The sequence below is a fragment of the Mesorhizobium sp. M0060 genome (genome assembly GCF_040323155.1).
Classification (GTDB): Bacteria; Pseudomonadota; Alphaproteobacteria; order Rhizobiales; family Rhizobiaceae; genus Mesorhizobium.
Genome location: NZ_JAMYUP010000009.1, coordinates 1 through 23,026, shown reverse-complemented (window position 1 = coordinate 23,026; position 23,026 = coordinate 1). Strand labels below are relative to the sequence as shown.

The 23,026-nt window shown below is 61.5% G+C and carries 24 protein-coding genes, 1 tRNA gene and 2 pseudogenes; 10 read left to right on the top strand and 17 right to left on the bottom strand.

From position 1 onward, the window contains the following. Nucleotides 1–43 precede the first annotated feature (43 nt). Genes NKJ94_RS11275 through argJ form a run of 3 tightly spaced genes read right to left on the bottom strand, consistent with a single transcriptional unit; the run spans nucleotide 44 to nucleotide 2,483 of the window. Nucleotides 44–466, bottom strand: a complete 423-nt coding sequence (locus tag NKJ94_RS11275; RefSeq protein WP_352525011.1) for a (deoxy)nucleoside triphosphate pyrophosphohydrolase — start codon at nucleotides 464–466, stop codon at nucleotides 44–46. Further along, nucleotides 463–1,242: a GNAT family N-acetyltransferase gene (locus tag NKJ94_RS11270; RefSeq protein ID WP_352525009.1), complete on the bottom strand. Its 780-nt coding sequence runs from the start codon at nucleotides 1,240–1,242 to the stop codon at nucleotides 463–465. The genes NKJ94_RS11275 and NKJ94_RS11270 overlap by 4 nt, the downstream gene beginning before the upstream one ends. After that, entirely contained in the window at nucleotides 1,242–2,483 is a 1,242-nt protein-coding gene (gene argJ / locus NKJ94_RS11265) for a bifunctional glutamate N-acetyltransferase/amino-acid acetyltransferase ArgJ (RefSeq protein ID WP_352525008.1), read from the bottom strand. Before argJ ends, NKJ94_RS11270 begins: the two co-directional genes overlap by 1 nt. A gap of 193 nt (nucleotides 2,484–2,676) precedes the next feature. On the opposite strand from argJ, the gene NKJ94_RS11260 reads away from it, so the two are divergent. Next, nucleotides 2,677–3,891: a caspase family protein gene (locus tag NKJ94_RS11260; RefSeq protein WP_352525215.1), complete on the top strand. Its 1,215-nt coding sequence runs from the start codon at nucleotides 2,677–2,679 to the stop codon at nucleotides 3,889–3,891. 3 nt (nucleotides 3,892–3,894) lie between these two features. Here the strand turns inward: NKJ94_RS11260 and NKJ94_RS11255 are convergent, their stop codons facing one another. After that, nucleotides 3,895–4,131, bottom strand: coding sequence for a putative antibiotic biosynthesis monooxygenase (locus NKJ94_RS11255; protein ID WP_352525007.1), 237 nt, complete (start codon nucleotides 4,129–4,131; stop codon nucleotides 3,895–3,897). Between the two features lie 110 nt (nucleotides 4,132–4,241). Here NKJ94_RS11255 and NKJ94_RS11250 point away from each other — a divergent pair, with 110 nt between their 5' ends. After that, nucleotides 4,242–4,898 carry a TetR/AcrR family transcriptional regulator gene (locus NKJ94_RS11250; RefSeq protein WP_352525005.1) on the top strand — a complete coding sequence of 219 codons (657 nt, stop codon included), beginning with the start codon at nucleotides 4,242–4,244 and terminating at the stop codon, nucleotides 4,896–4,898. A gap of 67 nt (nucleotides 4,899–4,965) precedes the next feature. Here the strand turns inward: NKJ94_RS11250 and NKJ94_RS11245 are convergent, their stop codons facing one another. Further along, complete coding sequence (locus NKJ94_RS11245) at nucleotides 4,966–5,883, bottom strand: peptidylprolyl isomerase (protein WP_352525003.1); 918 nt, start codon at nucleotides 5,881–5,883, stop codon at nucleotides 4,966–4,968. 251 nt (nucleotides 5,884–6,134) lie between these two features. Between NKJ94_RS11245 and secA the strand changes: the two genes are divergently transcribed. Beyond that, entirely contained in the window at nucleotides 6,135–8,867 is a 2,733-nt protein-coding gene (gene secA / locus NKJ94_RS11240; RefSeq protein WP_352525002.1) for a preprotein translocase subunit SecA, read from the top strand. A 255-nt stretch (nucleotides 8,868–9,122) separates the two neighbouring features. Here secA and NKJ94_RS11235 read toward each other — a convergent pair whose 3' ends face one another. Beyond that, nucleotides 9,123–10,073, bottom strand: coding sequence for a 2-hydroxyacid dehydrogenase (locus tag NKJ94_RS11235; protein WP_352525000.1), 951 nt, complete (start codon nucleotides 10,071–10,073; stop codon nucleotides 9,123–9,125). 227 nt (nucleotides 10,074–10,300) lie between these two features. After that, a pseudogene (locus NKJ94_RS11230) lies at nucleotides 10,301–10,458 on the bottom strand (IS1380-like element ISCARN79 family transposase); the annotation flags it as partial. Between NKJ94_RS11230 and NKJ94_RS11225 the strand changes: the two are divergent. Next, nucleotides 10,414–10,752: a hypothetical protein gene (locus tag NKJ94_RS11225; protein ID WP_352525227.1), complete on the top strand. Its 339-nt coding sequence runs from the start codon at nucleotides 10,414–10,416 to the stop codon at nucleotides 10,750–10,752. The pseudogene NKJ94_RS11230 and the gene NKJ94_RS11225 overlap by 45 nt on opposite strands. 23 nt (nucleotides 10,753–10,775) lie before the next feature. Here the strand turns inward: NKJ94_RS11225 and NKJ94_RS11220 are convergent, their stop codons facing one another. Together NKJ94_RS11220 and NKJ94_RS11215 are read right to left on the bottom strand one after the other, a co-directional pair. After that, the gene (locus NKJ94_RS11220) at nucleotides 10,776–11,894 is read right to left on the bottom strand and encodes a helix-turn-helix domain-containing protein (protein WP_352524998.1); all 1,119 of its coding nucleotides are present in this window, start codon (nucleotides 11,892–11,894) and stop codon (nucleotides 10,776–10,778) included. Nucleotide 11,895: 1 nt separating this feature from the next. Then, nucleotides 11,896–12,438 carry a hypothetical protein gene (locus tag NKJ94_RS11215; RefSeq protein WP_352524997.1) on the bottom strand — a complete coding sequence of 181 codons (543 nt, stop codon included), beginning with the start codon at nucleotides 12,436–12,438 and terminating at the stop codon, nucleotides 11,896–11,898. 56 nt (nucleotides 12,439–12,494) lie between these two features. On the opposite strand from NKJ94_RS11215, the gene NKJ94_RS11210 reads away from it, so the two are divergent. Then, nucleotides 12,495–12,686: a hypothetical protein gene (locus tag NKJ94_RS11210; RefSeq protein ID WP_352524995.1), complete on the top strand. Its 192-nt coding sequence runs from the start codon at nucleotides 12,495–12,497 to the stop codon at nucleotides 12,684–12,686. A 62-nt stretch (nucleotides 12,687–12,748) separates the two neighbouring features. On the opposite strand, the gene NKJ94_RS11205 is transcribed toward NKJ94_RS11210, so the two are convergent. Continuing rightward, complete coding sequence (locus NKJ94_RS11205; RefSeq protein ID WP_031194557.1) at nucleotides 12,749–12,934, bottom strand: hypothetical protein; 186 nt, start codon at nucleotides 12,932–12,934, stop codon at nucleotides 12,749–12,751. A 261-nt stretch (nucleotides 12,935–13,195) separates the two neighbouring features. Between NKJ94_RS11205 and NKJ94_RS11200 the strand changes: the two genes are divergently transcribed. Together NKJ94_RS11200 and NKJ94_RS11195 are read left to right on the top strand one after the other, a co-directional pair. Next, on the top strand, nucleotides 13,196–14,596 hold the full coding sequence (locus NKJ94_RS11200; protein WP_352524993.1) for a lipopolysaccharide biosynthesis protein: 1,401 nt from the start codon (nucleotides 13,196–13,198) through the stop codon (nucleotides 14,594–14,596). Continuing rightward, nucleotides 14,596–15,876 (top strand): GNAT family N-acetyltransferase, encoded by a 1,281-nt coding sequence (locus tag NKJ94_RS11195; RefSeq protein WP_352524991.1) that lies wholly within the window; start codon nucleotides 14,596–14,598, stop codon nucleotides 15,874–15,876. The genes NKJ94_RS11200 and NKJ94_RS11195 overlap by 1 nt, the downstream gene beginning before the upstream one ends. Before the next feature lie 10 nt (nucleotides 15,877–15,886). Here NKJ94_RS11195 and NKJ94_RS11190 read toward each other — a convergent pair whose 3' ends face one another. Beyond that, nucleotides 15,887–16,210, bottom strand: a complete 324-nt coding sequence (locus NKJ94_RS11190) for a hypothetical protein (RefSeq protein ID WP_352525213.1) — start codon at nucleotides 16,208–16,210, stop codon at nucleotides 15,887–15,889. Nucleotides 16,211–16,626: 416 nt separating this feature from the next. On the opposite strand from NKJ94_RS11190, the gene NKJ94_RS11185 reads away from it, so the two are divergent. Continuing rightward, complete coding sequence (locus tag NKJ94_RS11185) at nucleotides 16,627–17,235, top strand: hypothetical protein (protein ID WP_352524989.1); 609 nt, start codon at nucleotides 16,627–16,629, stop codon at nucleotides 17,233–17,235. Nucleotides 17,236–17,566: 331 nt separating this feature from the next. Further along, nucleotides 17,567–17,773: a sugar phosphorylase gene (locus NKJ94_RS11180; protein WP_352524988.1), complete on the top strand. Its 207-nt coding sequence runs from the start codon at nucleotides 17,567–17,569 to the stop codon at nucleotides 17,771–17,773. Nucleotides 17,774–17,866: 93 nt separating this feature from the next. On the opposite strand, the gene NKJ94_RS11175 is transcribed toward NKJ94_RS11180, so the two are convergent. The 6 genes from NKJ94_RS11175 to NKJ94_RS11150 form a co-directional block, all read right to left on the bottom strand. Beyond that, entirely contained in the window at nucleotides 17,867–18,565 is a 699-nt protein-coding gene (locus NKJ94_RS11175; RefSeq protein WP_352524986.1) for an SDR family NAD(P)-dependent oxidoreductase, read from the bottom strand. A 187-nt stretch (nucleotides 18,566–18,752) separates the two neighbouring features. Further along, nucleotides 18,753–18,837: transfer RNA gene (locus NKJ94_RS11170), tRNA-Leu, on the bottom strand. Between the two features lie 568 nt (nucleotides 18,838–19,405). Beyond that, nucleotides 19,406–20,404 (bottom strand): zinc-binding dehydrogenase, encoded by a 999-nt coding sequence (locus NKJ94_RS11165; protein ID WP_352524985.1) that lies wholly within the window; start codon nucleotides 20,402–20,404, stop codon nucleotides 19,406–19,408. A 91-nt stretch (nucleotides 20,405–20,495) separates the two neighbouring features. Next, nucleotides 20,496–20,936, bottom strand: a complete 441-nt coding sequence (locus NKJ94_RS11160; protein WP_352524983.1) for a TOBE domain-containing protein — start codon at nucleotides 20,934–20,936, stop codon at nucleotides 20,496–20,498. Between the two features lie 157 nt (nucleotides 20,937–21,093). Further along, nucleotides 21,094–21,396, bottom strand: a complete 303-nt coding sequence (locus NKJ94_RS11155) for a putative quinol monooxygenase (RefSeq protein ID WP_352524982.1) — start codon at nucleotides 21,394–21,396, stop codon at nucleotides 21,094–21,096. 12 nt (nucleotides 21,397–21,408) lie between these two features. Then, the gene (locus tag NKJ94_RS11150) at nucleotides 21,409–22,209 is read right to left on the bottom strand and encodes an SDR family NAD(P)-dependent oxidoreductase (protein WP_352524980.1); all 801 of its coding nucleotides are present in this window, start codon (nucleotides 22,207–22,209) and stop codon (nucleotides 21,409–21,411) included. A gap of 67 nt (nucleotides 22,210–22,276) precedes the next feature. On the opposite strand from NKJ94_RS11150, the pseudogene NKJ94_RS11145 reads away from it, so the two are divergent. Then, nucleotides 22,277–22,921: pseudogene (locus NKJ94_RS11145) on the top strand (LysR family transcriptional regulator); the annotation flags it as partial. Between the last annotated feature and the right edge of the window lie 105 nt (nucleotides 22,922–23,026).

The following is a 23,026-nucleotide window of genomic DNA, read 5'->3' as shown; positions in this document are numbered from 1 at the left end:
GATATCGCGTCGCGGAGATGCCCGGTTTACAGGAGGTCGACCGTTACAGCAGATCGATGAGGAACTGGATCAGCGGGGCATCGGCCGGCGGCATTGGAAAATCGCGCATCTGGCGCGGCCGCACCCATTTCAGCACCTGCCCTTCCTTCGGCTGCGCAATGCCGCGGAAGCGACGGCAGACGAACAGCGGCATCAGCAGGTGAAAATCATCGTAGGAATGGCTGGCAAAGGTCAGCGGCGCCAGGCAAGGGATATCGGTCTCGATGCCGATCTCCTCGTACAGTTCGCGGATCAGGCATTGTTCCGGCGTCTCGCCGGGCTCGACCTTGCCGCCCGGAAACTCCCACAGGCCGGCGAGCTGCTTGCCTTCGGGCCGCTGCGCCAAAAGCACGCGTCCGTCGGCATCGACCAGCGCGCACGCGGCGACCAGGAGCAGGCGCTTGCCGACCGTGCTCGAACCGCTCATGCGCCGGATGGCCGGCGATAGTGATAGCGATAGACTTCGTCGAATCCGAGCGAGCGGTAAAGCGCCAGCGCCGGCGCGTTGTCCGCCTCGACTTGCAGCCAGGCTTCCCGCGCCCCGCGCAACCGCGCCCATTTCAGCGCCGACCGGATGAGGTGGCGGCCATGGCCTTGGTTGCGCACCGATCTGTCGGTGGCGATCTCGAACAGTCCGGCAAGGTCGCCGTCATGCACGCAGATCAACGTTGCCAGCGGCTCGCTGCCGTCCTCCAGCGCAAACAGCCCGGCCTCCGGCTGGATGGCGCCGACGATTTCCGACAGGCCTGGCCGCAGCGACACATCCGAACCGCTCACCTTGAGCGCCGCGCCGATGAAACGGCTGATGTCCTTCAACGGAATCTGGTCCATGGCATCGTCGAGCGCGGCGTCCGCCAGCGGCAGCCGCATGACCAGCGACTCGGCGAATGTGCTCCAGCCCTCGCTGTCGAGGTACTTTGAAAGATCAGGCCCCGACAGCGGCGAGATGCGAAAGGTCAGCGGCCTGCCATAGGCGTCGAAGCGGCGGCTGGCGCGACCGATGCGCTCGGCAATGTGCTGGATGTCGCCCGGATCGAGCGGATTGACCGAATTCAGCCGCTTGGCCGGATGGCCGGCCGTCAGCCGCACCACCCAGGTGCCGTCATAATGGACGGCGGCCGCAGGCCAGGCGCGAAAGCCCGCCGCCTCATAGCGGCGCACGATCGCCAACACGCTTGCCGGATGTCTGGAAGCCAACGTCATCAGCTCCGATAATCGCCATTGATGGCGACATATTCCTTGGTGAGATCGCAGGTCCACACCGTCGCCTTGCCGCGGCCGATGCCGATATCGGCGCGGATGCGGATCTCGTCGCGCTTCATATACGCCGAAGTCGCCTCTTCGGAATAGGCCGCGTCGCGCTCGCCCTGATGCGCCAGACGGTTGTCGCCGAACCAGATCGACAAAAGGTCGCGGTCGGCCGGTTCACCGGCCTTGCCGACGGCCATGACGACACGGCCCCAATTGGCGTCCTCGCCGGCGACTGCCGTCTTGACCAGCGGCGAATTGGCGATCGACAGCGCGATGCGCTTGGCCGAGCGGGCCGATTTGGCCCCGGTGACGGTGACCTCGACCTGCTTGCGGGCGCCCTCGCCGTCGCGCACCACCTGCAGTGCCAGCGATTTCAGCACCTTGCCGAGGGCACGGCGGAACGCACCGAGGCGCGCATCCTTGGGGTCGGAAATTGCCGGCGCGCCGCGCCTGGCGGCAGCACCTGTGGCGAAGATCAGCAGCGTGTCGCTGGTCGAGGTGTCGCTGTCGACGGTCACCGCGTTGAAGGTCTTGGCCGTGCCGCGCGACAAAAGATCCTGCAGCACCGGTGCTGCGATCGGCGCATCGGTGGCGATGAAGGAAAGCATCGTCGCCATGTCGGGCGCGATCATGCCGGCGCCCTTGGCGATGCCGTTGATGGTGACATCGGCATCGCCGAGCTTGACCGTTGCGGTCGCCAGTTTGGGGTAGGTATCCGTGGTCATGATCGCCTTGGCGGCCTCGGTCCACAATTCCGGCCTGCCGTCCTTGACCAGCCCGGCCAGCAGATGGCTGAACTTGCCGGTGTCGAGCGGTTCGCCGATGACGCCGGTCGAGGCCAGAAACACCTCGCCCGCGGTGCAGCCGGCAGCCTTCGCCGCCGCCTCGCCCGTGAGTGCCGTCGAGGCGCGGCCTTTCTGGCCGGTAAAGGCATTGGCATTGCCGGAATTGACGACCAGCACCCGCGCCTTGCCCGCCGTGAGATTCTGCCGGCAGAAGTCGACCGGCGCCGACGGGCATTTCGACCTGGTGAACACGCCGGCGACGGAGGTGCCGGCGTCGAACACCATGGCCAGCAGGTCGGTGCGGTTCTTGTATTTTATGCCTGCCTCGGCGGTGGCGATGCGTGCGCCCTCGATGGCCGGCATCTTGGGATATTTCTTCGGCGCGAGCGGCGAAACCTGTGCGGACATGGAAGACCCCGGGGCGGGAAAAATCGCGAAAGGAACGCCGGTTTGCCCGATAGCGCGCGCCGGCGCAAGGCGTTTTCACAGCCGTTACGGGTGCCGGACGCCTGACACTGCCTCATGCCGCAAGCAAGGCTGTTGCAAATTTGTTGGGATCGCTGCGGCCGATAGCGCTATGGTCCTGCCCATGGGCAGGCGTGTGGTCTTGGCACTGGCGTTTCTAGGCTTTCTGCTGTTGCGGGCGGATGCGCAGACGGCGCGGCGCGTGGCGCTTGTGGTCGGCAACGGCAGCTACGCCGAAGCCGGCACGCTGGCCAATCCCGTCAACGATGCGCTCGACATTGCCGACAAGCTGCGCGCCATCGGTTTCGAGGTGATCGAAGGCAACGATCTCGGCAAGCGCGAGCTCGAACGCAAGATCGGCGAATTCTCCGATGCGCTGCAAGGCGCCGGTGCCGGGCTGTTCTACTATGCCGGCCACGGCCTGCAGGTCGACGGACGCAACTTCATCGTGCCGGTCGACGCCAGGCTGGATATGCCGGTCAAACTGCAGCTCGAGGCGGTACCGATCGACGAGGTCCTCGACATTATGGAGCAGCAGACCAAGGTCAGCCTGGTCTTCCTCGATGCCTGCCGCAACAACCCGTTTGCCCGAAGTCTCAGCCGCAGCGCCACGACCCGGTCGGCGACGGCCCTCGCCGGCCTTGCCCAGTTCGAGTCGACGCGCGGTTCGTTCATCGCCTTCTCGACGGCGCCCGGCGCTGTCGCAATGGACGGGACGGGGCGCAACTCGCCCTTCGCCGCCGCGCTTTTGCGGCATATGGCCGAGCCTGGCCAAAGCATCAACGACATGATGATCGCGGTGCGCCGCGACGTCGTTTCTGAAACGCGCGAGGCGCAGCGTCCCTGGGAGCAGGGATCTCTGCTCGAGCGTTTCGAATTCGTGCCGGGCGGAGACACTGCCCAGCAACCGAAACCGACCGTCAGCCCGGCGCCCGCGTCTGAGGTCGCAGCGCTCGAGCGCTCCGTCGGCGACAGGAGCGCCATCGAGAAATTCCTGCGCGACGACTATCTGGCGCCTGATGCCAGGGCGATGCGCGAGACCGTCAAGCGGCTTTACGGCTCGTCCGCCACCATCTACGGCACCCGCTACGACAGCGAGGCCATCGTCAAGGTCAAGACCGACTGGTTCGCACAATGGGCGTCGTGGTCGTTCGATCTCGAGCCCGGCAGCCTTGAGGTGACGCCGCACGGCAAGGACCGCGCCGATGCGGTTTTCGCAATGAGCTACGACTATGTGCCGAAGGACAAATCGGCGCAGCGCCTGACCGGCAAGGCACGGGTGACGCTGGAACTCGTCATGACTGACGGCGAGTGGCGCGTTGCGTCGGAAACGTCGCAAGCGCTGAAATGACCATCACCGGACGGCTGGGTTGATGAACCCGCGAAAAGCCCGCTGCACGCCCGGAATCAGTCCCCAGATCATGATCGAGACCATCAGCGGCGCGATGACCAGCGTGCGCTGCCAGATCTGCCATTCCTCGGTCAGCGGAAAGATCACGTACAGAATGGCAGTGATCAGCGGGTAGACGCCGAGCAGCACCAGCAGGGCGAAGCGCAGGCGCGAAAAACGCGTGGCGGCGGTCGATGTCATTGCTGTTCTCCTTATCGTTACGGAACGTTCCGTTATATAAAACGGATCGTTTCGTTTCGTCAAGAGGCCGTGTATGATGGCTATTGAAAATCATGGGCAAGGAGGATGAGATGGACGAAACCGCTGATCCGGGTCGCAGGTCGGTCGGCGCACGGCGCAGCCCCGAGAGCGCCGACGCCATTCTCGACGCCGCCGAGGCAGTGCTGGTCGAAGCCGGCTATTCCGGCTTCTCGATCGAGGCGGTGGCGCGGCGGGCGCGCGCGGGAAAACCAACGATCTATCGCTGGTGGCCAAGCAAGGCCGCCCTGCTGCTCGACGTTTATCAACGGCAAAAGCGCGTCGACAATCCCGATACCGGGAACCTGGAGGAGGATCTCGTCGGCTTCCTGAAGAGCTTGTTCGCGCACTGGCACGACACATCGTCGGGCAGCGTGTTCAGATCGCTGATCGCCGAGGCACAGTCGGATGAAAACGCCGCCGCCGCCCTTGCCGAATACGCGAGAGGGCGTCGTGCCCATACCGGCCAGATGGTCGAACGCGCCAAGGCAAGGGGGGAAGCGGCTGCCGACGTCGATGCCACTGTCGTCGCCGACCTGATCGCCTCGTTTGCCTGGACCCATCTTCTGACAGACCGCCTGGACGAGGACGAAGCGACCTTACGCAAGGCGGTCCGCTATGTCTTGAAAGGCATAGTCGCTGACGATGCCGGCGACGCCACGGCGGTCCGGCGGAGGCGTCGACGCGTCATCGGTCGCGCCCCCAGGTAGAGCGACAGGGCGGCAACGCGCCCTGTCGTAGCTCAATCTGCGGACTGGGCTCAGCCCGCAGGCCGGCCTACTTGGCACTTTCCAGTGCGTCGACCGTCTTCTTCAGGTTCGCATCGGGGATGTCGACCTTGGCGTTGGCGCGCAGCGACTTGACCAGCGCGAAATACTTGTCGCGGATGACCGCCTGGCGCGCCTGGTCCTTGACCTCGTCGAAGGCCGGCGGCTGCTTGGTGCGCTTGTCCTCGACCTTGATGACGTGCCAGCCGAACTGCGACTGCACCGGCTGCTCGGTATATTTGCCGACCGCCAGCACAAACACAGCTTTGTCGAATTCCGGCACCATCTGGCCGGGCCCGAACCAGCCGAGATCGCCGCCGCTGGTCTTGCCGCTCGGATCGCTGGTGTGCTCGTTGGCGAGCTTCTGGAAATCGGCGCCGCCATCGAGCTGCTTGATGATGGCGTCTGCCTCTTCCTTCGTCTTCACGAGGATGTGACGGGCGTGCACCTCATTGGTGGGCGGCGTATTGGCGATTTCCTGGTCGTAGCGGGCGCGGACCTCGGCATCGGTGACCTTGTTGACGACGCCCTTTTCGACCATTTCGCCATGCAGCGCGCGCTGCTGCAGGAACGCCATGCGGCGCTGGAACTCGGGATCCTTGTCGAGGCCGGTGGTCACCGCCTGAGCCGCCATCACCCGGATTTCGATCGCCGCCGACAGCGCCGCGGCGCGACGTTGCTCGGGCGGAAGCTGCGCGAACTGCTGCGACAGCTCGCCCTCGGCAAGCCCAAGGTCTGCCTCGGTCAGCGTCTGGCCGTTGATGGTGGCGACCACGGCGTTCGGATCGACCGGCTTGGCCGCCGGGGCGGGTGCTGCCGGCTGGGGAGGGGCGGCTTCCTGCGCCATCAACGGCGACAGCGAGAGGGCCGACAGCCCGAATGCCAGACCAAGGCTGGCGAGCGACGCGCGGCGGAACAATACGGACATTACGATTATCTCCAAAGCGGGGTAGCTAGAACGGAATGGCTTCCAGACCAGCAGGATTGTGGCGGAATTTGGCGCGCTCGACAGGGCGAGCGCGGCGTTGACATCGAATGAGCCCCCTCTTATCTGTCCAACGACTTTGCGTCCAGAACCGTTTTCCGGGCGCTTTTTGCGTTTGTCCGCGTTCATGTGGATTTGATGGGGCCGGCCGGCACCCGTCGCAATGACTTGGAAGCTATCGAAAGGACCATTGGATGGTCAGTCTCGGCGGTCTCGCCCGTAAGGTTTTCGGCTCCTCCAACGATCGTCGGGTCAAATCGACCCGGCCGCGCGTCGAGGCGATCAATGCCATGGAAAACGAGATGCAGGCGCTTTCCGACGCCGAGCTTCAGGCCCGCACGGACAAATTCCGCCAGGACATCGCCAACGGCGCCAGCCTCGACGACCTCCTGGTGCCGGCCTTCGCCACCGTGCGTGAAGCCGCCCGCCGCGTGCTCGGCATGCGCCCGTTCGACGTGCAGCTGATCGGCGGCATGGTGCTGCACAATGGCGGCATTGCCGAGATGCGCACCGGCGAAGGCAAGACGCTGGTGGCGACGCTGCCGGTCTATCTCAACGCACTCGCCGGCAATGGCGTTCATGTCGTCACCGTCAATGACTATCTGGCCACGCGCGACTCCGAATGGATGGGCCGCGTCTACAAATTCCTCGGCTTCAAGGTCGGCGTCATCGTCCATGGCCTGTCCGACGAGGAGCGCCGGGTCGCCTACGCCGCCGACGTCACCTACGCCACCAACAACGAACTCGGCTTCGACTATCTGCGCGACAACATGAAATACGAGCGCGCCCAGATGGTGCAGCGCGGCCACAGCTACGCGATCGTCGACGAGGTCGATTCGATCCTGGTCGACGAAGCGCGCACGCCGCTGATCATTTCCGGTCCGCTCGAGGACCGTTCGGAAATGTACAACACCATCGATACCTTCATCATCCAGCTGCAACCGCAGGACTACGAGATCGACGAGAAGCAGAAAACCTCGATCTTCACCGAGGAAGGCACCGAGAAGCTGGAGAACATGCTGCGCGATGCCGGCCTGCTCAAGGGCGAGTCGCTCTACGACGTCGAGAACGTCGCCATCGTCCACCACGTCAACAACGCGCTGAAGGCGCACCGGCTGTTCCAGAAGGACAAGGACTATATTGTCCGCAACGGCGAGATCGTCATCATCGACGAGTTCACCGGCCGCATGATGCCCGGCCGCCGCTATTCGGAGGGCCTGCACCAGGCGCTCGAAGCCAAGGAGCATGTGGCGATCCAGCCGGAGAACCAGACGCTCGCCTCGGTCACCTTCCAGAACTATTTCCGCCTCTACAAGAAGCTCGCCGGCATGACCGGCACGGCGCTGACCGAGGCCGAGGAATTCGCCAACATCTATAATCTCGACGTCACCGAGATCCCGACCAATCTGCCGGTCATCCGCATTGACGAGGACGACGAGGTCTACCGGACGGTCGAGGAGAAATACAAGGCGATCGTCAAGGAGATCAAGGAAGCCCGCGCCAAGGGCCAGCCGACGCTGGTCGGCACCACCTCGATTGAAAAGTCGGAGCAATTGGCCGAGCGCCTGCGCAAGGAAGGTTTTAAGGATTTCGAGGTGCTGAACGCCCGCCACCATGAGCGCGAGGCGGCGATCGTCGCCCAGGCCGGCAAACCCGGCGCCATCACCATCGCCACCAACATGGCCGGCCGCGGCACCGACATCCAGCTCGGCGGCAATGCCGACATGCGCATCGCCGACGAGCTTGGCGACATGCCGGCCGGCCCCGAGCGCGAGGCCAAGGAAAAGGAAATCCGCGACGACATCGCCCGGCTGAAGGAAAAGGCGCTCGCCGCCGGCGGTCTTTACGTGCTCGCCACCGAACGCCATGAATCGCGCCGCATCGACAATCAGTTGCGCGGCCGCTCGGGCCGCCAGGGCGACCCCGGCCGGTCAAAATTCTTCCTGTCGCTGCAGGACGATCTGATGCGCATCTTCGGCTCCGAGCGCATGGACGGCATGCTGCAGAAGCTCGGCCTCAAGGAAGACGAGGCGATCATCCACCCCTGGATCAACAAGGCGCTGGAAAAGGCGCAAAAGAAGGTCGAGGCCCGCAACTTCGACATCCGCAAGAACCTGTTGAAATATGACGACGTCTCGAACGACCAGCGCAAGGTGGTGTTCGAGCAGCGCATCGAGCTGATGGACGGCGAAGGCCTGTCCGAGACCATCACCGAGATGCGCGAGGGCGTCATCGAGGAGGTCGTCGCCAAGAACATCCCCGAAAACGCCTATGCCGAGCAGTGGAACGTCGCCGGCCTCAAGGCCGAGATCGCCGAATTCCTCAATCTCGATTTGCCGATCGAGGACTGGGTCAAGGAAGAAGGCATTGCCGAGGACGACATCCGCGAGCGCATCAGCCAAGCCGCCGACGCCGCCGCCAGGGAGCGCGCCGAGCGCTTCGGTCCCGACGTGATGACCTATGTCGAGCGTTCGGTGGTGCTGCAGACGCTCGATCATCTGTGGCGCGAGCACATCGTCAATCTCGACCATCTGCGCTCGGTCGTCGGCTTCCGCGGCTATGCCCAGCGCGATCCGCTGCAGGAGTACAAGGGCGAGGCGTTCGAGCTGTTCCAGGCAATGCTGGGCAATCTGCGCCAGGCCGTCACCGCGCAATTGATGCGCGTCGAACTGGTCCGCCAGGCGGCCGACGCGCCGCCGCCCGAAGCCCCCGACATGTTCGGCAGCCATATCGACGGCTTCACCGGCGAGGACGATTTCGACGGCGGCGAGACCGCACTTCTGGTCCGCCAGGAGACCAACGCCACCGTCGCCCCCGAAGACCGCGACCCGAACAACCCGGCGACCTGGGGCAAGGTCGGCCGCAACGAGGCCTGCCCCTGTGGTTCAGGGAAGAAGTACAAGCATTGTCATGGGGCGTTTGCGTAAAGCACCCACTCCCCTTCTCCCCGTCATACGGGGAGAAGGTGCCCGAAGGGCGGATGAGGGCCGGCGCCAGCGTTGGCGATTAGCCAATCTCCCCACCTGAGGGGGAGATGGCCGGCACGCCAGAGAGGGGCGCTGTCCCGCCGACACCAAAATACGTGTTTCAGTTTGAAATCTAATAGCCGGGTGACGCACGCGCTGAGGTCCGCGCTGCATAAGATCGGAAGCTGCTTAAGTGGGTAAAGACACTACTTCGATTCAATAACCCCGTTCGAGGTCGATTTTGTTGGACAGCGGCTCTCCTCTTGCAACTTGACCGCAGAGATCGGCGACCTGGTCGATTCCAGAATCCACCCAGAAGCTCGCGACATGAGGTGTGATGGTCACCCTGGGATGAGTCCACAAGGGCGATGAAGCCTCCAGCGGTTCACGCTCAAACACGTCAAGACAAGCACCAGAAAGCTGACCTTCGTCGAGAGCGCGGATCAGGTCGGCTTCGTTGACATGCGCGCCCCTGCCGACATTCACAAGGTAGGCACCTCGCTTCATTTTTCCAAAGGCACTGGAGTTCAGTATCCCACGAGTGTCACCAGTCAGGGGCAGTGAACAGATAACGTAGTCCCGACTTGTGAGTGCGTCCGCAAGCTGGGCACGGCCAAAGTAACTGTGTATACCAGGAAGCGTCTTTTGATGACGAGACCAGACTGCTGTGTCGTAGCCCAAGTCCGCAAACAGCTTTGCGGCCCAGCCACCGATCCGGCCCGCACCCAGCACAACAATTCTTGTCTCGGAGATCTTCCGCGGCGCGATCGGATTCCACAACTTGCGGGCTTGTAGACTCACGTAATCCGCAACATGCCGTTGCTGACAGAGAACGCGAAGGACGATGTACTGCACCACTTCCGAAGCCTGCTCACGCGTTGCGAGCCTGATGAGCGGAACACTCTTGGGAAAGCTCTGAAGATCAATACCCTCGACACCGGCTCCCAAATAGACGACGGCGCTTAGCCCCGTCATGGCATCAAAAAAGCCAGGACTGGCGCCCTTGTCGATCAGCACAATATCTATGTCACTTTTGTTCCCGGCGTCTGGCCAAAGCCTGAACTCCAGCTGCGGCACACGGGTTTTCAGCTCAGCAGCCCATACTTGTGCATCAATGTAGTCAGGATACTCATTGACCATCAGAACGGTAATGGGCTCGCCTAACACTTCGCCCCTCCCAGATTCAGGTAATCAGGCACCACCGGATTACCGGTCTGTTGAGACTGAGGTTTGCGCAAACTGGCACCAGTTGCAAGACCAGACCCCGGCAAAAATGGCGTTGGTGATCCGCCAAAGCCGTGATGTCTGCCCGTTGCTGGCCGAGGATGTCGATTTCGCTTTCCTCAAGGCATAGCTCTCCCCTGGATTTGCTGGAACGCATGCAACCGGGCCGGTCACGCCGGTGACGGATGGGGCGATGGCCGGAGTTCCGCGATCAGCCGCAGGATGTCGGTGAAGAGTTGCCTCGGGATAGCGACCTCCGCATCTGGAAGGCGACATAACGCCCATGGCTGATAACCTCGGCACCGATCTTGATGAGCTTCTTTGTGAGCTGGTCAGTGGTGCCAGAACATCCTTCCTGTTGTCGGCACTGTGGACGTTGCCGGGACGCAGGGCACGGCGTTCGAGGTCACCTAACTGGTTGAATTCCACGCATCCCTCTTCTGGGATAGAGATTCTTGCAAAAGCCTATTTCGGCAGATGCTGCGATCAGGTTGATCGATATTTTTTCACTGGAGGCTATGAGAGAACCAGAAAACACCTAATCTGTGCTTTTCTTATATGGGCCACGCTTGCCTGGCTTTGGTGCTATGGCGCCCATCTTTTTGCAAATATCGTCCATTGATCAGAGAGTTTGCGAAAGACCGTTCACCTTACAATATGAAGCGCGGGCCTCCCTGTTTGACCTCCCGCGCCATGGGGGCCGAGCATTTTTGAACCGTACATACGCTCAAACTCGGCCTCAGAAATGTACAGCGCTTTCGCCAATTCCCTATCAGAATATCCCAATACATTCTTGTGGTAATCCACAAGCTTATTTACCTTAATCGGATATTCCTTGGGAGGTTCATACGGTTCATTCTTTCTATATCCAAGCTTGCTCATCTGTATAAAGAACGATTTCTTTTGATATGGCGTTACATAGTTCAAACGGTCTGCCCTCATGACTATGGAGGACATTGAGACCTTCCAATATTTCTTCATATTGGCAATTTGTCGGAATTCAAATTTGGTCAACTGAGACCGAATGGATTTCGCCGGCAAAAGGAATGCCCCGGCAAACTGGTCGGCTTCTTGTTCCATGACCTCATCATCCAAAAATGTGGTCGTATGCAAAACCATGTGCGCAAGTTCGTGGCAGAGGGTATGCCGTATCCGATCTGCGGGAGCATTTATGTTCACGAAGAATAGTACCGGAAGGCCATCAATCCGCTGGCTGACAGCGTCGATCAAGTCGCTATCAAAATTACATGGGATCACGATGCCTCCGTGGTCCTCGATCAAAGCGGTAACATTTTCAACGGGACCATCCGGCAGCATCCAGGCTTCGCGCAAGTGCCGAGCAGCATCTTCAATGCTGAAAGCGCGAGAAGTCGAGCCCTGATATTCATCCCGATCAATCTCCGGAATGAAGCCGTTCGTTTTGACACCACCGGATTTTAGGAGGATGCCGAGTTGGATGCGGCGGATATTCATTTCCGCGATCATCTTGTCGAGCGGCTTTTGGCCGAGCTTTTTCCGCCTTCTGTAATGGAAGGGCGGCATGCCGTACGGGCGGCCAGTCTCGAAAAAGAAATCGGGCTCATAGCCGAGGGTGCCGGCAAGGGCGACCACAAAGTCCTCTGGCGCAGCCATCAAGCCGGCCTCGATTTTTGAAATCGTGCCTTGGGCCACGCCCATCCTGTCGGCAAGCACAGACTGATTAATCCCGCGAGAATCGCGAGCGAGCGCCATCATGTGGCGATTAAAAAGTTCAATCTGCTGCATTTTAGAACCGGCGCTGCCGGGTAACCTCATGCCAAGCAGTTTCGTCGGCTGCTCTCGATTCAAACGGAACAATCGCTGCACACCACATCGCGCCCTTATTCGTTGGCAACGATATCTGCGACCGCATGAACCCCGTGCCAGTGGCGTCAAGAAGATAGCCGGCGGTCAGCCTCGTTGGCATGGGGGTCAGCCCAGGCAGTTCGTCACCGTCATCAAATGCAACGGCTTGGGGTGTTGGATAGTTGGACGACACGCCATCTTCGTCCGTCTTCTTAAAACGTATGACTGAATTGGCGGTCTCAATTAGCCATAGATTTTGCCCCCGGATTTCCATGTGCCGGACATTTGGCAAGTCATCCAGAGTTCTGTGAGCTTCCGCCAAAGTGTGCCGAAAGGTGCAGTGAGCCTGAGTGCTGGCGTCGTGGTCCAAGACAATCTCAGGCGCATAACGCTCATAGGTCGTGTGGCCATGCCGCAGGATGGCGTCGATACAGTCCAGATATGGCGACAGCCGATCCATGATGATGCCGATATCAATTTCCACGGGCCAATCTCTCCTGCCTGATTCTGTTTGGCAGGATACATCACCGCGCGACGAAAATGAAGAAAATTATTCCGAAAATTATTCCTAGCGCCTACCCATCGCTTTTCCGCAGCCTTTTTGGCGATCTCAGCGCGACGCTCTGGCGTCATATTCTCGGCCCGCTTCTTGCCGCCTTTCGCGCCCCGCGCTTTCGCGGCAGGTCTTTGCCGTCACGTCGTCGGCTTCCTCGTCAGTGGCAATGCGCATGACGCGAACGGCATTGCCGATGTTGCGGCGGAGCGCTTCTGGCCTTTAGGTCCGGTTGGCATTCCTAGTTCTCCGCATGGCTAAAGACGACAGCGCCGTTGTCCTTACGAACTTCAACGGACACGATTCCATCGTCTCCCTTTCGGGTTTGGAACATGGAGGTTGCATGATCTTTCGCGGTCTTCTCGTCGTCGAAGATCACCTTGTCGACGATGCCCTGCCTTCCATACCAGATGACAGTGTAGACCATTGTTGCTGCCATGCGTTCCGCTAAGCATATAGGCGTTTATGGGGCAAACGAGATAGGCGTTTCCGCGTATTTCAAACTGAGACACTACCGAGCAGGGTGAAGAGTTGCGCGAATATGAAGCAGCGCGCCCGCCCCTCATCCGCCTGCCGGCACCTTCTCCCCGTACAGAGACGGGGCGAAGGGCTCCCCCACCCAACCGTTTCTTAATGTGTTTTCGCTACACCCAGCCCCTGTAAATTGGCGGAAAACGGAGAGTATTGGGTGCGCTTTTCCGCGGCGACGACAGCCGGGCGGTTCCTGCCGCAGCGCCTTGCGCTGCGCATGAGGCCGCTGCTTGGCCTGATCGATGCCGTGCTGTTCACCGCCGGCGAGCGCGGCGAGGCCGGCCGCATGTCGCTGATCGCCTTTTCGGTCCGCATCGTCAGCGCCGTCATCGCCTTCGTCAGCCAGGTCTTGATGGCGCGCTGGATGGGCTCGTTCGAATACGGCATTTTCGTCCTCGTCTGGGTGACCATGGTCATCGTCGGCAATCTCGCCTGCCTCGGTTTCCACACCTCGGTCATCCGCTTCATACCCGAATATCGCGAGCGCGGCATGATGGCCGAATTGCGCGGCATCGTGCGGGCCAGCCGGCTGTTCGTGCTGATTGCCTCCACGGCGATCGCCGGCCTCGGCGCGCTCGCCGTCTGGCTGCTGTCGCCCTTTATCGAAGCCTATTATGTCGTGCCGTTCATCCTCGGCATCATCTGCCTGCCGATGATTGCCATGTCCGACCTTCTGCAAGGGCTGGCGCGGGCCAATTCCTGGGCGCTGTTTGCGCTGTCGCCGACATTCCTGGTGCGGCCGGTGCTGATCCTGGCGTTCATGGCGCTGATGCTGCTGGTGGGCTATGCGCCCGACGCCAGAACGGCGATCTTCGCGGCGATCGCCGCCACCTATGCCACCACGCTCGGTCAGCTCGTCGGCGTGACGTCGCGCATGGACAAAAGGATCCCGGCCGGGCCGATGAAGCTGCATTTCGGCCAATGGTTCATCGTGTCGCTGCCGATCTTCCTGGTCGAGAGCTTCTTCTTCCTGCTCACCAATGCCGACGTGCTGATGGTCGGCGCCTATCTCGATCCCAACGACGTCGCCGTCTATTTCGCCACGGTCAAGACGCTGGCGCTGGTGCATTTCGTCAATTTCGCGGTCAAGGCCGGCGTCGCCCAGCGCTATGCGCAGTTCACCCATGGCGAGCCGCAGAAGCTCGCCGCCTTTGCCCGCGAGACGGTGTCGTGGACCTTCTGGCCGTCGCTGGCGATGGCGCTGCTGGTGCTGGCGCTGGGCGAGCCGATGCTGACCTTGTTCGGTCCCGAATTTTCCGCCGGCTATCCGCTGCTGTTTTTGCTGGTGTTCGGCGTCGTCGCGCGGGCCGCCGTCGGCCCCTGCGAAAGCCTGCTCACCATGAGCGGCAACCAGAATATCTGCGCCGCCGTCTACGCCATGACGCTGGCCTTCAACATCGCCCTCAACGTCGTGCTGATCCCGCTCTTCGGCCTGTGGGGCGCGGCGATGGCCACCGCTTTCGCCATGATCTTCGAGGCGAGCGCGCTGTCCTTCACGGTCTGGCGCAAGCTCGGCATCGTCATGGTCATTTTCGTACCCGCCAAAGGAGCCGCCTGATGGCTGCCGTCCCCTTGCTCGAGGAAACCAGCGGTGGCCCGGCCGGCGCCATGGTGTCCGGCCTGGCCGGGCTTGCCCGCGAAGCCGATCCCGCCCATATCGAGATCCTCGCCAACAACCGGCCCGAGCGCAAGCTCGCCATCTATCCGGCCTCCGCCGGCTTCGACCTGGTCGAGGAGCTCGACTATCTCTGCACCCGCACGATCGAGCCCAATGTCTTCTTCAATCCGCGCTTCCTGGCGCCGGCAATGCCCAGGCTGGAGGACCGCGAGGTGCGGCTGGCCGTCATCCGCGACGGCGACCAGTATCGCAACCGGCTGCGCCTGCTGGTGCCGTTCTCGGTCGAGCGGCCGGCGATGCCGCTCGGCGTTCCCGTCATGCGCACCTGGTCAAGCCCGTTCGGCCCGATCGGCACGCCGCTGGTCGACCGCGACGATCCGATCGGCGTCATCGAGGATTTCTTCTCGATGCTGTCGCGGCCGCATCTCAAGCTGCCGAAAGTCTTCGTGCTGCCCGATATTCGGCTGGACGGCCCGGTGGCGAGCCTGCTCGCCAGCGTCGCCGAGACGCGCGGCCTGACGCTGGTCACCACCGGCAAGGCCGACCGCCCGGTGCTCGAAAGCGCGCTCGACGGCGAAGACTATCTGAAAACCTCGCTGCGCGCGCACCATTATCGCGAATTCCGCCGCCTGAAGCGCCGCCTCGCCGACCTCGGCCGGCTGGAACATCATGTTGCACGGGGGCCGGACGAGATCCGCCATGCCATCGAAAATTTCCTGACGCTGGAAGCTGCCGGCTGGAAAGGCCGCGAGCGCACCGCCATGGCCATCGACCGCTACCGCGCCGCCTTCGCCCGCGAGGCGGTGCATCGGCTGGCCGAGCAGGATCTCTGCCGCATCCATTCGCTGACGCTCGACGGCCGCACCATCGCCTGCCTGGTCGTCTTCGTCGAGGCCGGCGTCGCCTACACCTGGAAGACCGCCTATGACGAGACGCTCGCCGCCTATTCGCCGGGCACGCTGCTGATGATCGAGGTGACCAGGCAGCATCTCGACGACCCAAACATCATGATGACCGATTCCTGCGCCGTGCCCGACCATCCGGTGATGAGCCGGCTGTGGACGGAACGCAAGCCGATGGGCACGCTGGTGATCGGGCTGACGCCGGATGCTGACCGCCCCGCCCGCCAGGCAGCCTCGCAGCTTCACCTCTACCGCGAGACCCGCAACATGGCCCGCCTGCTGCGCAACCGGATGAAGAGCCTGTTACGGCGGCGGTAGGAGTATTCGCCTAAATCGCGTCTGCCGGCGCGAAGAAGCAGTTTTCGTGTTCTTCGGTCGGATGAAGGCAGATGTGAAAATTGTCGTCGCCGGAGGGAATTACGCTATCGTAGGGGACAAAATATCGGTCCTGATGAGTGACCTTCTGATGGTCGCCTGGCCGCAAAACGATCACATAGCCATCTGGCCGCGGTGTGACGGTTATGCTGGGAATCTTGCCGCACTCTCCTGTCAGCGGATCGCCGTGACAGCAGGCCGGTGGATAGGTCCAACCGCCATCGGAACTATGCGCAAATGCCGAAACACTCCCAAGTGCTGCAGCCGTGGCGATCACGCCTGCCAAGCTGGCCTCCATCCATCGTTTTCCGACCGCGTGCACCCGAACGGCTCCAAACGCCAATGACACTTGCGGCAATCATATATCATTAGCGCACACTAATATAGTGAAGCGGGCGTTTCCCGATACCCTTTCGAGGCGTAGGCAATGCTGCTTCCCGGCTGCGGCCAAATCAATGTCCAGCAAAATAACGCCGAGGCCCAACCTGTTCTGGTTTCTGTCCGTCTGGGGTCTTCCCGCGCCATGGGCTGGGCCTGCTCGGGCCTAGGTCGTCAGGGTTAATTCTCCCGATCAGCGGAAAGGATTAGCATCGACGCAGTCCCAATAGGGATGAGGCGATCAATTTCGGCCGCGCGTAGCATCATTGCCGCCTCGGTCTTGCACGGCCAGAAGAAAAAATCTGGGAGGAATGCATGATGAAAACAACTCACCTCAGGCGTATCGGTATCGTCGCCTTGGCAGGTCTCATTGGCGCGTGTCTGAACGCCGCCACTCCTCGGGCCGCCGAACCCGACAAGGCCGAGATCGATGCCCTGCGTCAATCGCTGTCCAGGTATGAGGACTACAAGGTTGCCATTCGCGAGCTTTATCTATCGACGGTTGGATGCGTCTTCTACAGCGGCGAAAAGGTAGAAGGGGCGATGGACTACCCGAAGGGCGCGATGGGCATCCATTTCGTCAACGTCACGACTATCGGCCCGACCGCGGATCCGACGCGTCCCAATGTGCTGATCTATGAGCCGGTCGGCGGCGACTTGCGCCTGGTCGGCGCGGAATGGCTCGTGCCCTTGACGCCCGACACCAAGGAGCCGCGGAAGCTCTTCGGACAGACGTTCCAGGGACCGATGGAGGGGCATTATCCGCTCATCCCGAAGGAGTTCCACCACTACGATCTTCACGCCTGGCTGTTCAAGGACAACCCGCTCGGAATGTTCAGCCCGACGAACCCGGACGTGAAATGCGACAATTATGCGTTTCCGATGCCGGAGCAGCCCACCAAGATGGTGCCGGGGCCGATGTAACAGCGGCTCAGGCTACGATCCGAGCTTACCAGGAAGGGCAGCCGGACCTCAAAGACGTTATCCCAGAGGACGCTCCTGGGATAACGTCCAACCAAACTCTCGAGGTTCCCCGGAAGAAAACGGTGCCCCCAGCCGGGTCGAACCGGCGACGCGTCGGCAGCCTAGGGCAATTTACCATAGGCGAGATGCCCGGGACGAGGCGGATTGCCGCGCGCATCCATTCTGCGATGGGTCTGGCACTTTCATCGGGAACCTTTCTCAAGGGACATGGTTCCGGATGTGCGGCGAAAGCATGCTGCTCCTATTCCTGCTGTCGCCAAGGAGATTCGCCATGACGCTTCGCGAGTTGTTGGATCAAGTAAAGGACCTGCCACCGGACACCTTGGTCAGTGCCGCCGAAATCGATGAAGCCTTTGGAGTCAATGTTGTTGGCGTTGAAGTCGTCGACGGCGCCAAAATCCAAAGCCGCAAACCAGATGGCACCGAAGCTGTCGAACTCGCAAACGGGACCGAGAAAGTCATCGTCATCCGCTGGTGAAACCATGGAAGTTGCGTTCAACAGCATGATTTTCCTCTCTACTGGGTGGCGCTGAATTGCGAATGCTGGCAGCGCAACGATGGCGCCGATCGCCTATGACTTGGCGGGCATGGCTTGGACGAAAGCCGCCATCTGGCGTTCGAGCGCCTTGAACGCGCTGCCGCGCCAGCTCTCGGCCATGGAGGCCGATTTTGGATCAGGGAAAATTTCCTCCTCCCCCCGCTCCATGCCGTCCAGGATACCTTTCGCGACGCTCTCCGCGGAGCTCTTCGGTATGTCGGCGTCTCTGCTCATGTCGGTGTCTATGGGACCGGACAGGACTGCATGAACGCTCACGCCACGAGCGCCGGCGAGAGCACGTAGCGATTGCGTCATGGAGAACGCGGCAGCCTTCGACAGCGAGTATGACGGAATAATCGGAAACGGAACGAGAGCCGCTTCTGATAGGATGTTAACCACGGCGCCTTGCGAATGCGTGAGCAGCGGCAGGAATGCGTGGGTTACGCCATGCACGCCGAGCAGGTTGACGGCGAGGTGTCGCTCGAGCGCAGCACGATCGCCAAGGTCGTCGTAGAGCCCGATGCCAGCGTTGTTGATGAGGATGTCGAGAGACCCGATCCGCTCGACAGCCGCCCCAATCTGCGCCGCATCGGTCACGTCCAGGATCAGCGACGTGACGCGCCGATCTGCGTGGGCGTGCGGTTTGCGCGCGCCGGCATAGACCCGCTTCGCACCCCGTTTCAATATTTCCTCGACCAGCGCCTTGCCGAGGCCGCGATTGGCCCCGGTCACGAGAACCGCTTTGTCTGTGACTTCCAACCCCCAGATTCGTAGTTCGAATCTCTGAAGAATGTTGGCGCCTCGCCGCGATTCGAACGCGAGGCCTTCGCTTTCGGAGGGCGCATGTGACGTTGCCGATGCCCGAGGAGCCGGGTTTAATTCAAACCGCCTGACTGCCGAATGCCATTGATTTAAGAAGTGGTGCGGGTGGTCGGGCTCGAACCGACACTCCTTTCGGAACTGGATTTTGAATCCAGCGCGTCTACCAATTCCACCACACCCGCATCCAGCCACCAAATCCGTTTCGCGGCCCCTTCAGTGGGGATCCCGCGACTCCGTGTGGCTCCTCGACCGCGTATGCCACAACGTATTCCATGAAGTCCAGAGTGTTTTCGCGACGAATTTCGTGCTATTTGCTCGCTCAAAGCAAAACGAAGTTACCTAGCCGTTTGGCACCAACTCCGTTCATAACCGACGGCGAGCCGCGCATCGCAAGCTCCCAGATCTCGACTAGATCGACAGATTGTCAGAACACCAACAATCTCGTTTTAACACAAACAAACTTGCTGGCGGCGATGACGGCCAGGTTTCTGACATGTTCGCCGTCGATTGATTGGCTTGGAGATTGCATTTTGTTGGCGCCGCCGCGATCTTGTTCGGCTCGTCCTTCCCGGCTGCCACCAAATCAGGAATGGCTCGGCGCGCGGAGCGATTGAGACAGCAACCCGTGGGTTCGACATTATCCAGCTGGTCAAATTGTGGGGCTCGGGATCAACTCACGTGATCCTTCCCTTATGGTCGAACAAAGATGATCGACAATGGGTCACCGTGGCCCGTTCCAGAACGCGCTTTTCACCTGACTCGGCTCCAATCGAGCACCACAAAGGGTTCATCGATCTCTCTGTTGATCAGCGCATTGTAGACGGCGGAGGGATCTCCGGGATGTAGGCTGCGCACGAGGCGATCGAGGGGAACGCGGCCCTCGGACAGCCATTTCAACGCCTTGGCCAAGCCGGAATAGGTGCTGTGCGGCGCGTTGTTGTATCCGTCGTATAGTTCTTCCCACACAAAGCCGCGCGAGAGCAGAGGAACCTCCCACTCCCAGCCGCTGCGTAAGATGACATAGTTGAAGAACACAGCGTGAAGAATCTCGTGGGCGAGCGCACCGGTATGAGGCTTCCACGGCACGCCTACCAGCACGACTTCGCCACGCTTGCGCACCACTTTGCAGCCGTCAAGCACGGCCTGTTCATGTCCCGAGCAATCGATCACCAGCGCGACCTTGCCCGCATAGGCCGGGTCACCAATCGGAACAGCTGAAAGCGTGTCGGCAATGCCTGAGTTGATGGCCTGGACGCGCCGTCGTTCGTCAGGTTCGACAAGGGTCACCTCGTATCCGGAAATTCGACACTGATGTGCCGCCAGATAGCCTACAGGGCCTGCCCCGCAGACGATAACTCTGTCCCCGGGCCGTGCCGCGGTCGTCATCAATGTGGTCATCGATACGCCCATGAGACGGGCAACAACCGCCGTTTCAGGCGACACGCCGTCGGGTAATTTCAGCAGGTAGCGGGCGTCGGTCTTCTGAGTGGAGCGATGCGCGCCCATGCACAGCAGCCTATCGCCCGGATTGATGCCGGAGACGGCCGCCCCGATGTCCTCGGCCTCGAATACGGCCGCGTAACCGGGGCGAACCGGGAAATCGCCGGCATCGGCCCATGCGAGTTCCGTGCCAGGACTGACCAGGGTCGCGAGCGTGCGGCCACGGACCTCGTTCGGCGCAGCCGGCGCATCGTCGTAGTCCAGCAGTTCGAATTTTCGCCTTCCGGTGAAAACGATCTCGCGCCCCATGGCGTCCTCCAGAAGAATCGATAGCGTTGGCGAGGCTCAAGGCCGAATGGCTAGGCCCCTTTGCGTGTCGAAAATGTGCAGTTTGTCAGGATCAAAAACGATGCGAACGCTCTTTTGCCCGTCGTCTGGCCAACGCCGGAATTTGCACCACCATTTCCTGACCGCCGACCTTGACATTGAGGAGCGCCTCGGTGCCCAGATACTCGACGACCTCGATCGCTGCGTCGTAGCCGTTTCCGGGTGTATTGCCGTTCCCCAGGCCGACATCGGATGGGCGCACGCCGATCGTGACGCGCTGCGTCGGCTTCAGGGCGGTGGCCATCACATCAGGCGCCTGTATCCGCAGCGACCCGGAAACCAGCACCGGCTCGCCGTCAGCCGTCTCGACCGTCGCCGGAAGAGGGTTCATCGACGGACTGCCGATAAAGCTCGCGACGAACAGATTATGCGGCTGCGTGAACACCATTTCCGGCGACCCAACCTGCTCGATGTAACCGTCCTTCATGATGACGATCCTGTCGGCGAGGGTCATCGCCTCGATCTGGTCGTGCGTCACATAAAGAACGGTAAGTAGCCGTCGTTCCATGATGGAATCTCTTTTTGCACGGGATTAGACGGGATTGCGCGCAGGTCCGTCGGCATATATCCCGACCCGAGCACCACCGTGTTCGGATGACGGATGCCCCATGTCAGCCTGCGACTTTGGTCAGGCGATGCAGGGCGAAATCGGCGAAATAGTCACCGACGCCTCTCGCCTGGAAGCGCTGCATCGCAGCGCCGTCCATATGGGCGCGCCACTCAGCTTCGCTTTCCCATGTCTCGACGAAGATGCGGATCCGGCCATCATCAAGCGACTGATGCAGTTCGTAGCGCAGGCAGCCGTCTTCGAGCAGCGTCTCTGCGACCAGCTTTTCCTGGGCGGCGCCGAGCGCCGCCTCCTTGCCCGGTTTGGCTGTGGTGATGGCAATGACGGTAAGCGGTGACTGTGACATCGAAAACCTCTCTCAGGCGATGGTGTTGATGAGGCCGCCCTCGGCGCGCAGGGCGGCGCCGTTGGTGGCCGATGAGCGTGGGCTGGCGAGATATGCGACGAGGCTGGCGACCTCTTCCGCTTCCACCATGCGCTGCAGGATCGAAGACGAGCGCGCGGTGGCGAAGAATTCGGCCTCGATTTGCTTGATCGGTGCGGACGGGTCGCCCGCCTGGCTGCGCAGGAAAGTCTCGATGCCGTCCGAACGGGTCGGCCCCGGCATCACCGCGTTGACCGTGACGTTGGTGCCGCGCGTAAGTTGTGCCAACCCGCGCGATATCGAGAGCTGCGCCGTCTTGGTGGTCGCGTAGTGGATCATGTCGGCCGGGACGGCGAGACCGGATTCGCTGGAGATGAAGATGATCCGGCCCCAGCTCCGCTCCAGCATGCCCGGCAGATAGGCGCGAGACAGGCGCACGCCGCTCATCACGTTGATATCGAACAGATGGTTCCAGTCCGCGTCGGTGATATCGCCAAACTGCTTGCTCTCGTAGATGCCAAGATTGTTGACGAGGATATCAATCGCTGGCGCGGCCTTGGCGATGAGGGATGCGCCCTCGGCGCTGGCGGCGTCGGCCAGGATGCCGCTGACGGCCTTGTCGCCTGACGCCTTGACGGTGGCGATCGCCGCATCGAGCTTCGCCCGGTCGCGGCCGGTGATGATGACGATTGCGCCTTCGAGCGCGAGTGCGCGGGCGATTTCGAGCCCGATGCCGGCAGTGGCGCCGGTGACAAGGGCGGTCTTGGAACGTCTCCAGATTGTGTCTGGAGGCAATCTATGATTTGAGAGTCAGGAGAACTATTGCCAATACAGGATATGCACCTGTGAATGAAGATCATCAATGCCGCGCATACTGATGGAACGGTCAGGCGAGATGGAGGTGTTCGCCCGCGTGGTGCAGGAGGGCGGCTTCTCCGCGGCGGCGCGCAAGCTCGACATTACACCGTCGGCGGTGAGCAAGCTGATCGCCCGGCTGGAAGCGCGCCTCGGCACGCGCCTTCTGTTGCGCACGACGCGTGCCATCAGGTTGACCGAGGAAGGCGAGGCCTATCATCATGCCGCGCTGAGGATCTTGCAGGATCTGAACGACGCCGATCAGGAGGCGTCTGGCGGGGCGGTTCGGGGGCGGCTGCGGGTCAACACCACGATCCCCTTCGGCACCATGTTCGTTGCCCCGGTTATGCCGGCCTTCCTCGCACGCAACCCCGACCTCGTCGTCGACCTGAGCTTCATGGATGGGATCGTCGATCTCGTCGCGGAGAAGACCGATGTCGCCATCCGCATGGGCAATTTAGCGGACAGCGGTCTGATTGCTAGGAAACTCGGGCACAGCCGGCGCGTCGTATGCGCCGCTCCACACTACATCGCGCGTCATGGCAGGCCTGCGACGCCGGCCGATCTCGAACGCCACGACTGCCTGACATTCAACTTTCGCCGCACCCGGCCATCCTGGCCCTTCCGCTTCGAAGGCAGGGATATCGGCCAATCGTAAGCGCGAATTTCCCCGCACCTTTTGCTGTTGAGTGCTCTGATGCACAAGGTGTCCACCGAAATAGGTGGACACCAAGTGATCGAAGAAGATGAGCAGAAA

What these genes read in the sequence shown, in the direction of transcription:
- NKJ94_RS11245 (WP_352525003.1), bottom strand. Translation starts at nt 5,883, where the DNA reads ATGTCCGTATTGTTCCGCCGCGCGTCGCTCGCCAGCCTTGGTCTGGCA.
- NKJ94_RS11220 (WP_352524998.1), bottom strand. Translation starts at nt 11,894, where the DNA reads ATGCAGCAGATTGAACTTTTTAATCGCCACATGATGGCGCTCGCTCGC.
- NKJ94_RS11195 (WP_352524991.1), top strand. Translation starts at nt 14,596, where the DNA reads ATGGCTGCCGTCCCCTTGCTCGAGGAAACCAGCGGTGGCCCGGCCGGC.
- NKJ94_RS11270 (WP_352525009.1), bottom strand. Translation starts at nt 1,242, where the DNA reads ATGACGTTGGCTTCCAGACATCCGGCAAGCGTGTTGGCGATCGTGCGC.
- NKJ94_RS11160 (WP_352524983.1), bottom strand. Translation starts at nt 20,936, where the DNA reads ATGACCCTCGCCGACAGGATCGTCATCATGAAGGACGGTTACATCGAG.
- NKJ94_RS11255 (WP_352525007.1), bottom strand. Translation starts at nt 4,131, where the DNA reads ATGACATCGACCGCCGCCACGCGTTTTTCGCGCCTGCGCTTCGCCCTG.
- NKJ94_RS11250 (WP_352525005.1), top strand. Translation starts at nt 4,242, where the DNA reads ATGGACGAAACCGCTGATCCGGGTCGCAGGTCGGTCGGCGCACGGCGC.
- secA (WP_352525002.1), top strand. Translation starts at nt 6,135, where the DNA reads ATGGTCAGTCTCGGCGGTCTCGCCCGTAAGGTTTTCGGCTCCTCCAAC.
- NKJ94_RS11165 (WP_352524985.1), bottom strand. Translation starts at nt 20,404, where the DNA reads ATGGGGCGCGAGATCGTTTTCACCGGAAGGCGAAAATTCGAACTGCTG.
- NKJ94_RS11205 (WP_031194557.1), bottom strand. Translation starts at nt 12,934, where the DNA reads ATGGTCTACACTGTCATCTGGTATGGAAGGCAGGGCATCGTCGACAAG.
- NKJ94_RS11275 (WP_352525011.1), bottom strand. Translation starts at nt 466, where the DNA reads ATGAGCGGTTCGAGCACGGTCGGCAAGCGCCTGCTCCTGGTCGCCGCG.
- NKJ94_RS11210 (WP_352524995.1), top strand. Translation starts at nt 12,495, where the DNA reads ATGAAGAAAATTATTCCGAAAATTATTCCTAGCGCCTACCCATCGCTT.
- NKJ94_RS11225 (WP_352525227.1), top strand. Translation starts at nt 10,414, where the DNA reads ATGGCTGATAACCTCGGCACCGATCTTGATGAGCTTCTTTGTGAGCTG.
- argJ (WP_352525008.1), bottom strand. Translation starts at nt 2,483, where the DNA reads ATGTCCGCACAGGTTTCGCCGCTCGCGCCGAAGAAATATCCCAAGATG.
- NKJ94_RS11185 (WP_352524989.1), top strand. Translation starts at nt 16,627, where the DNA reads ATGATGAAAACAACTCACCTCAGGCGTATCGGTATCGTCGCCTTGGCA.
- NKJ94_RS11155 (WP_352524982.1), bottom strand. Translation starts at nt 21,396, where the DNA reads ATGTCACAGTCACCGCTTACCGTCATTGCCATCACCACAGCCAAACCG.
- NKJ94_RS11180 (WP_352524988.1), top strand. Translation starts at nt 17,567, where the DNA reads ATGACGCTTCGCGAGTTGTTGGATCAAGTAAAGGACCTGCCACCGGAC.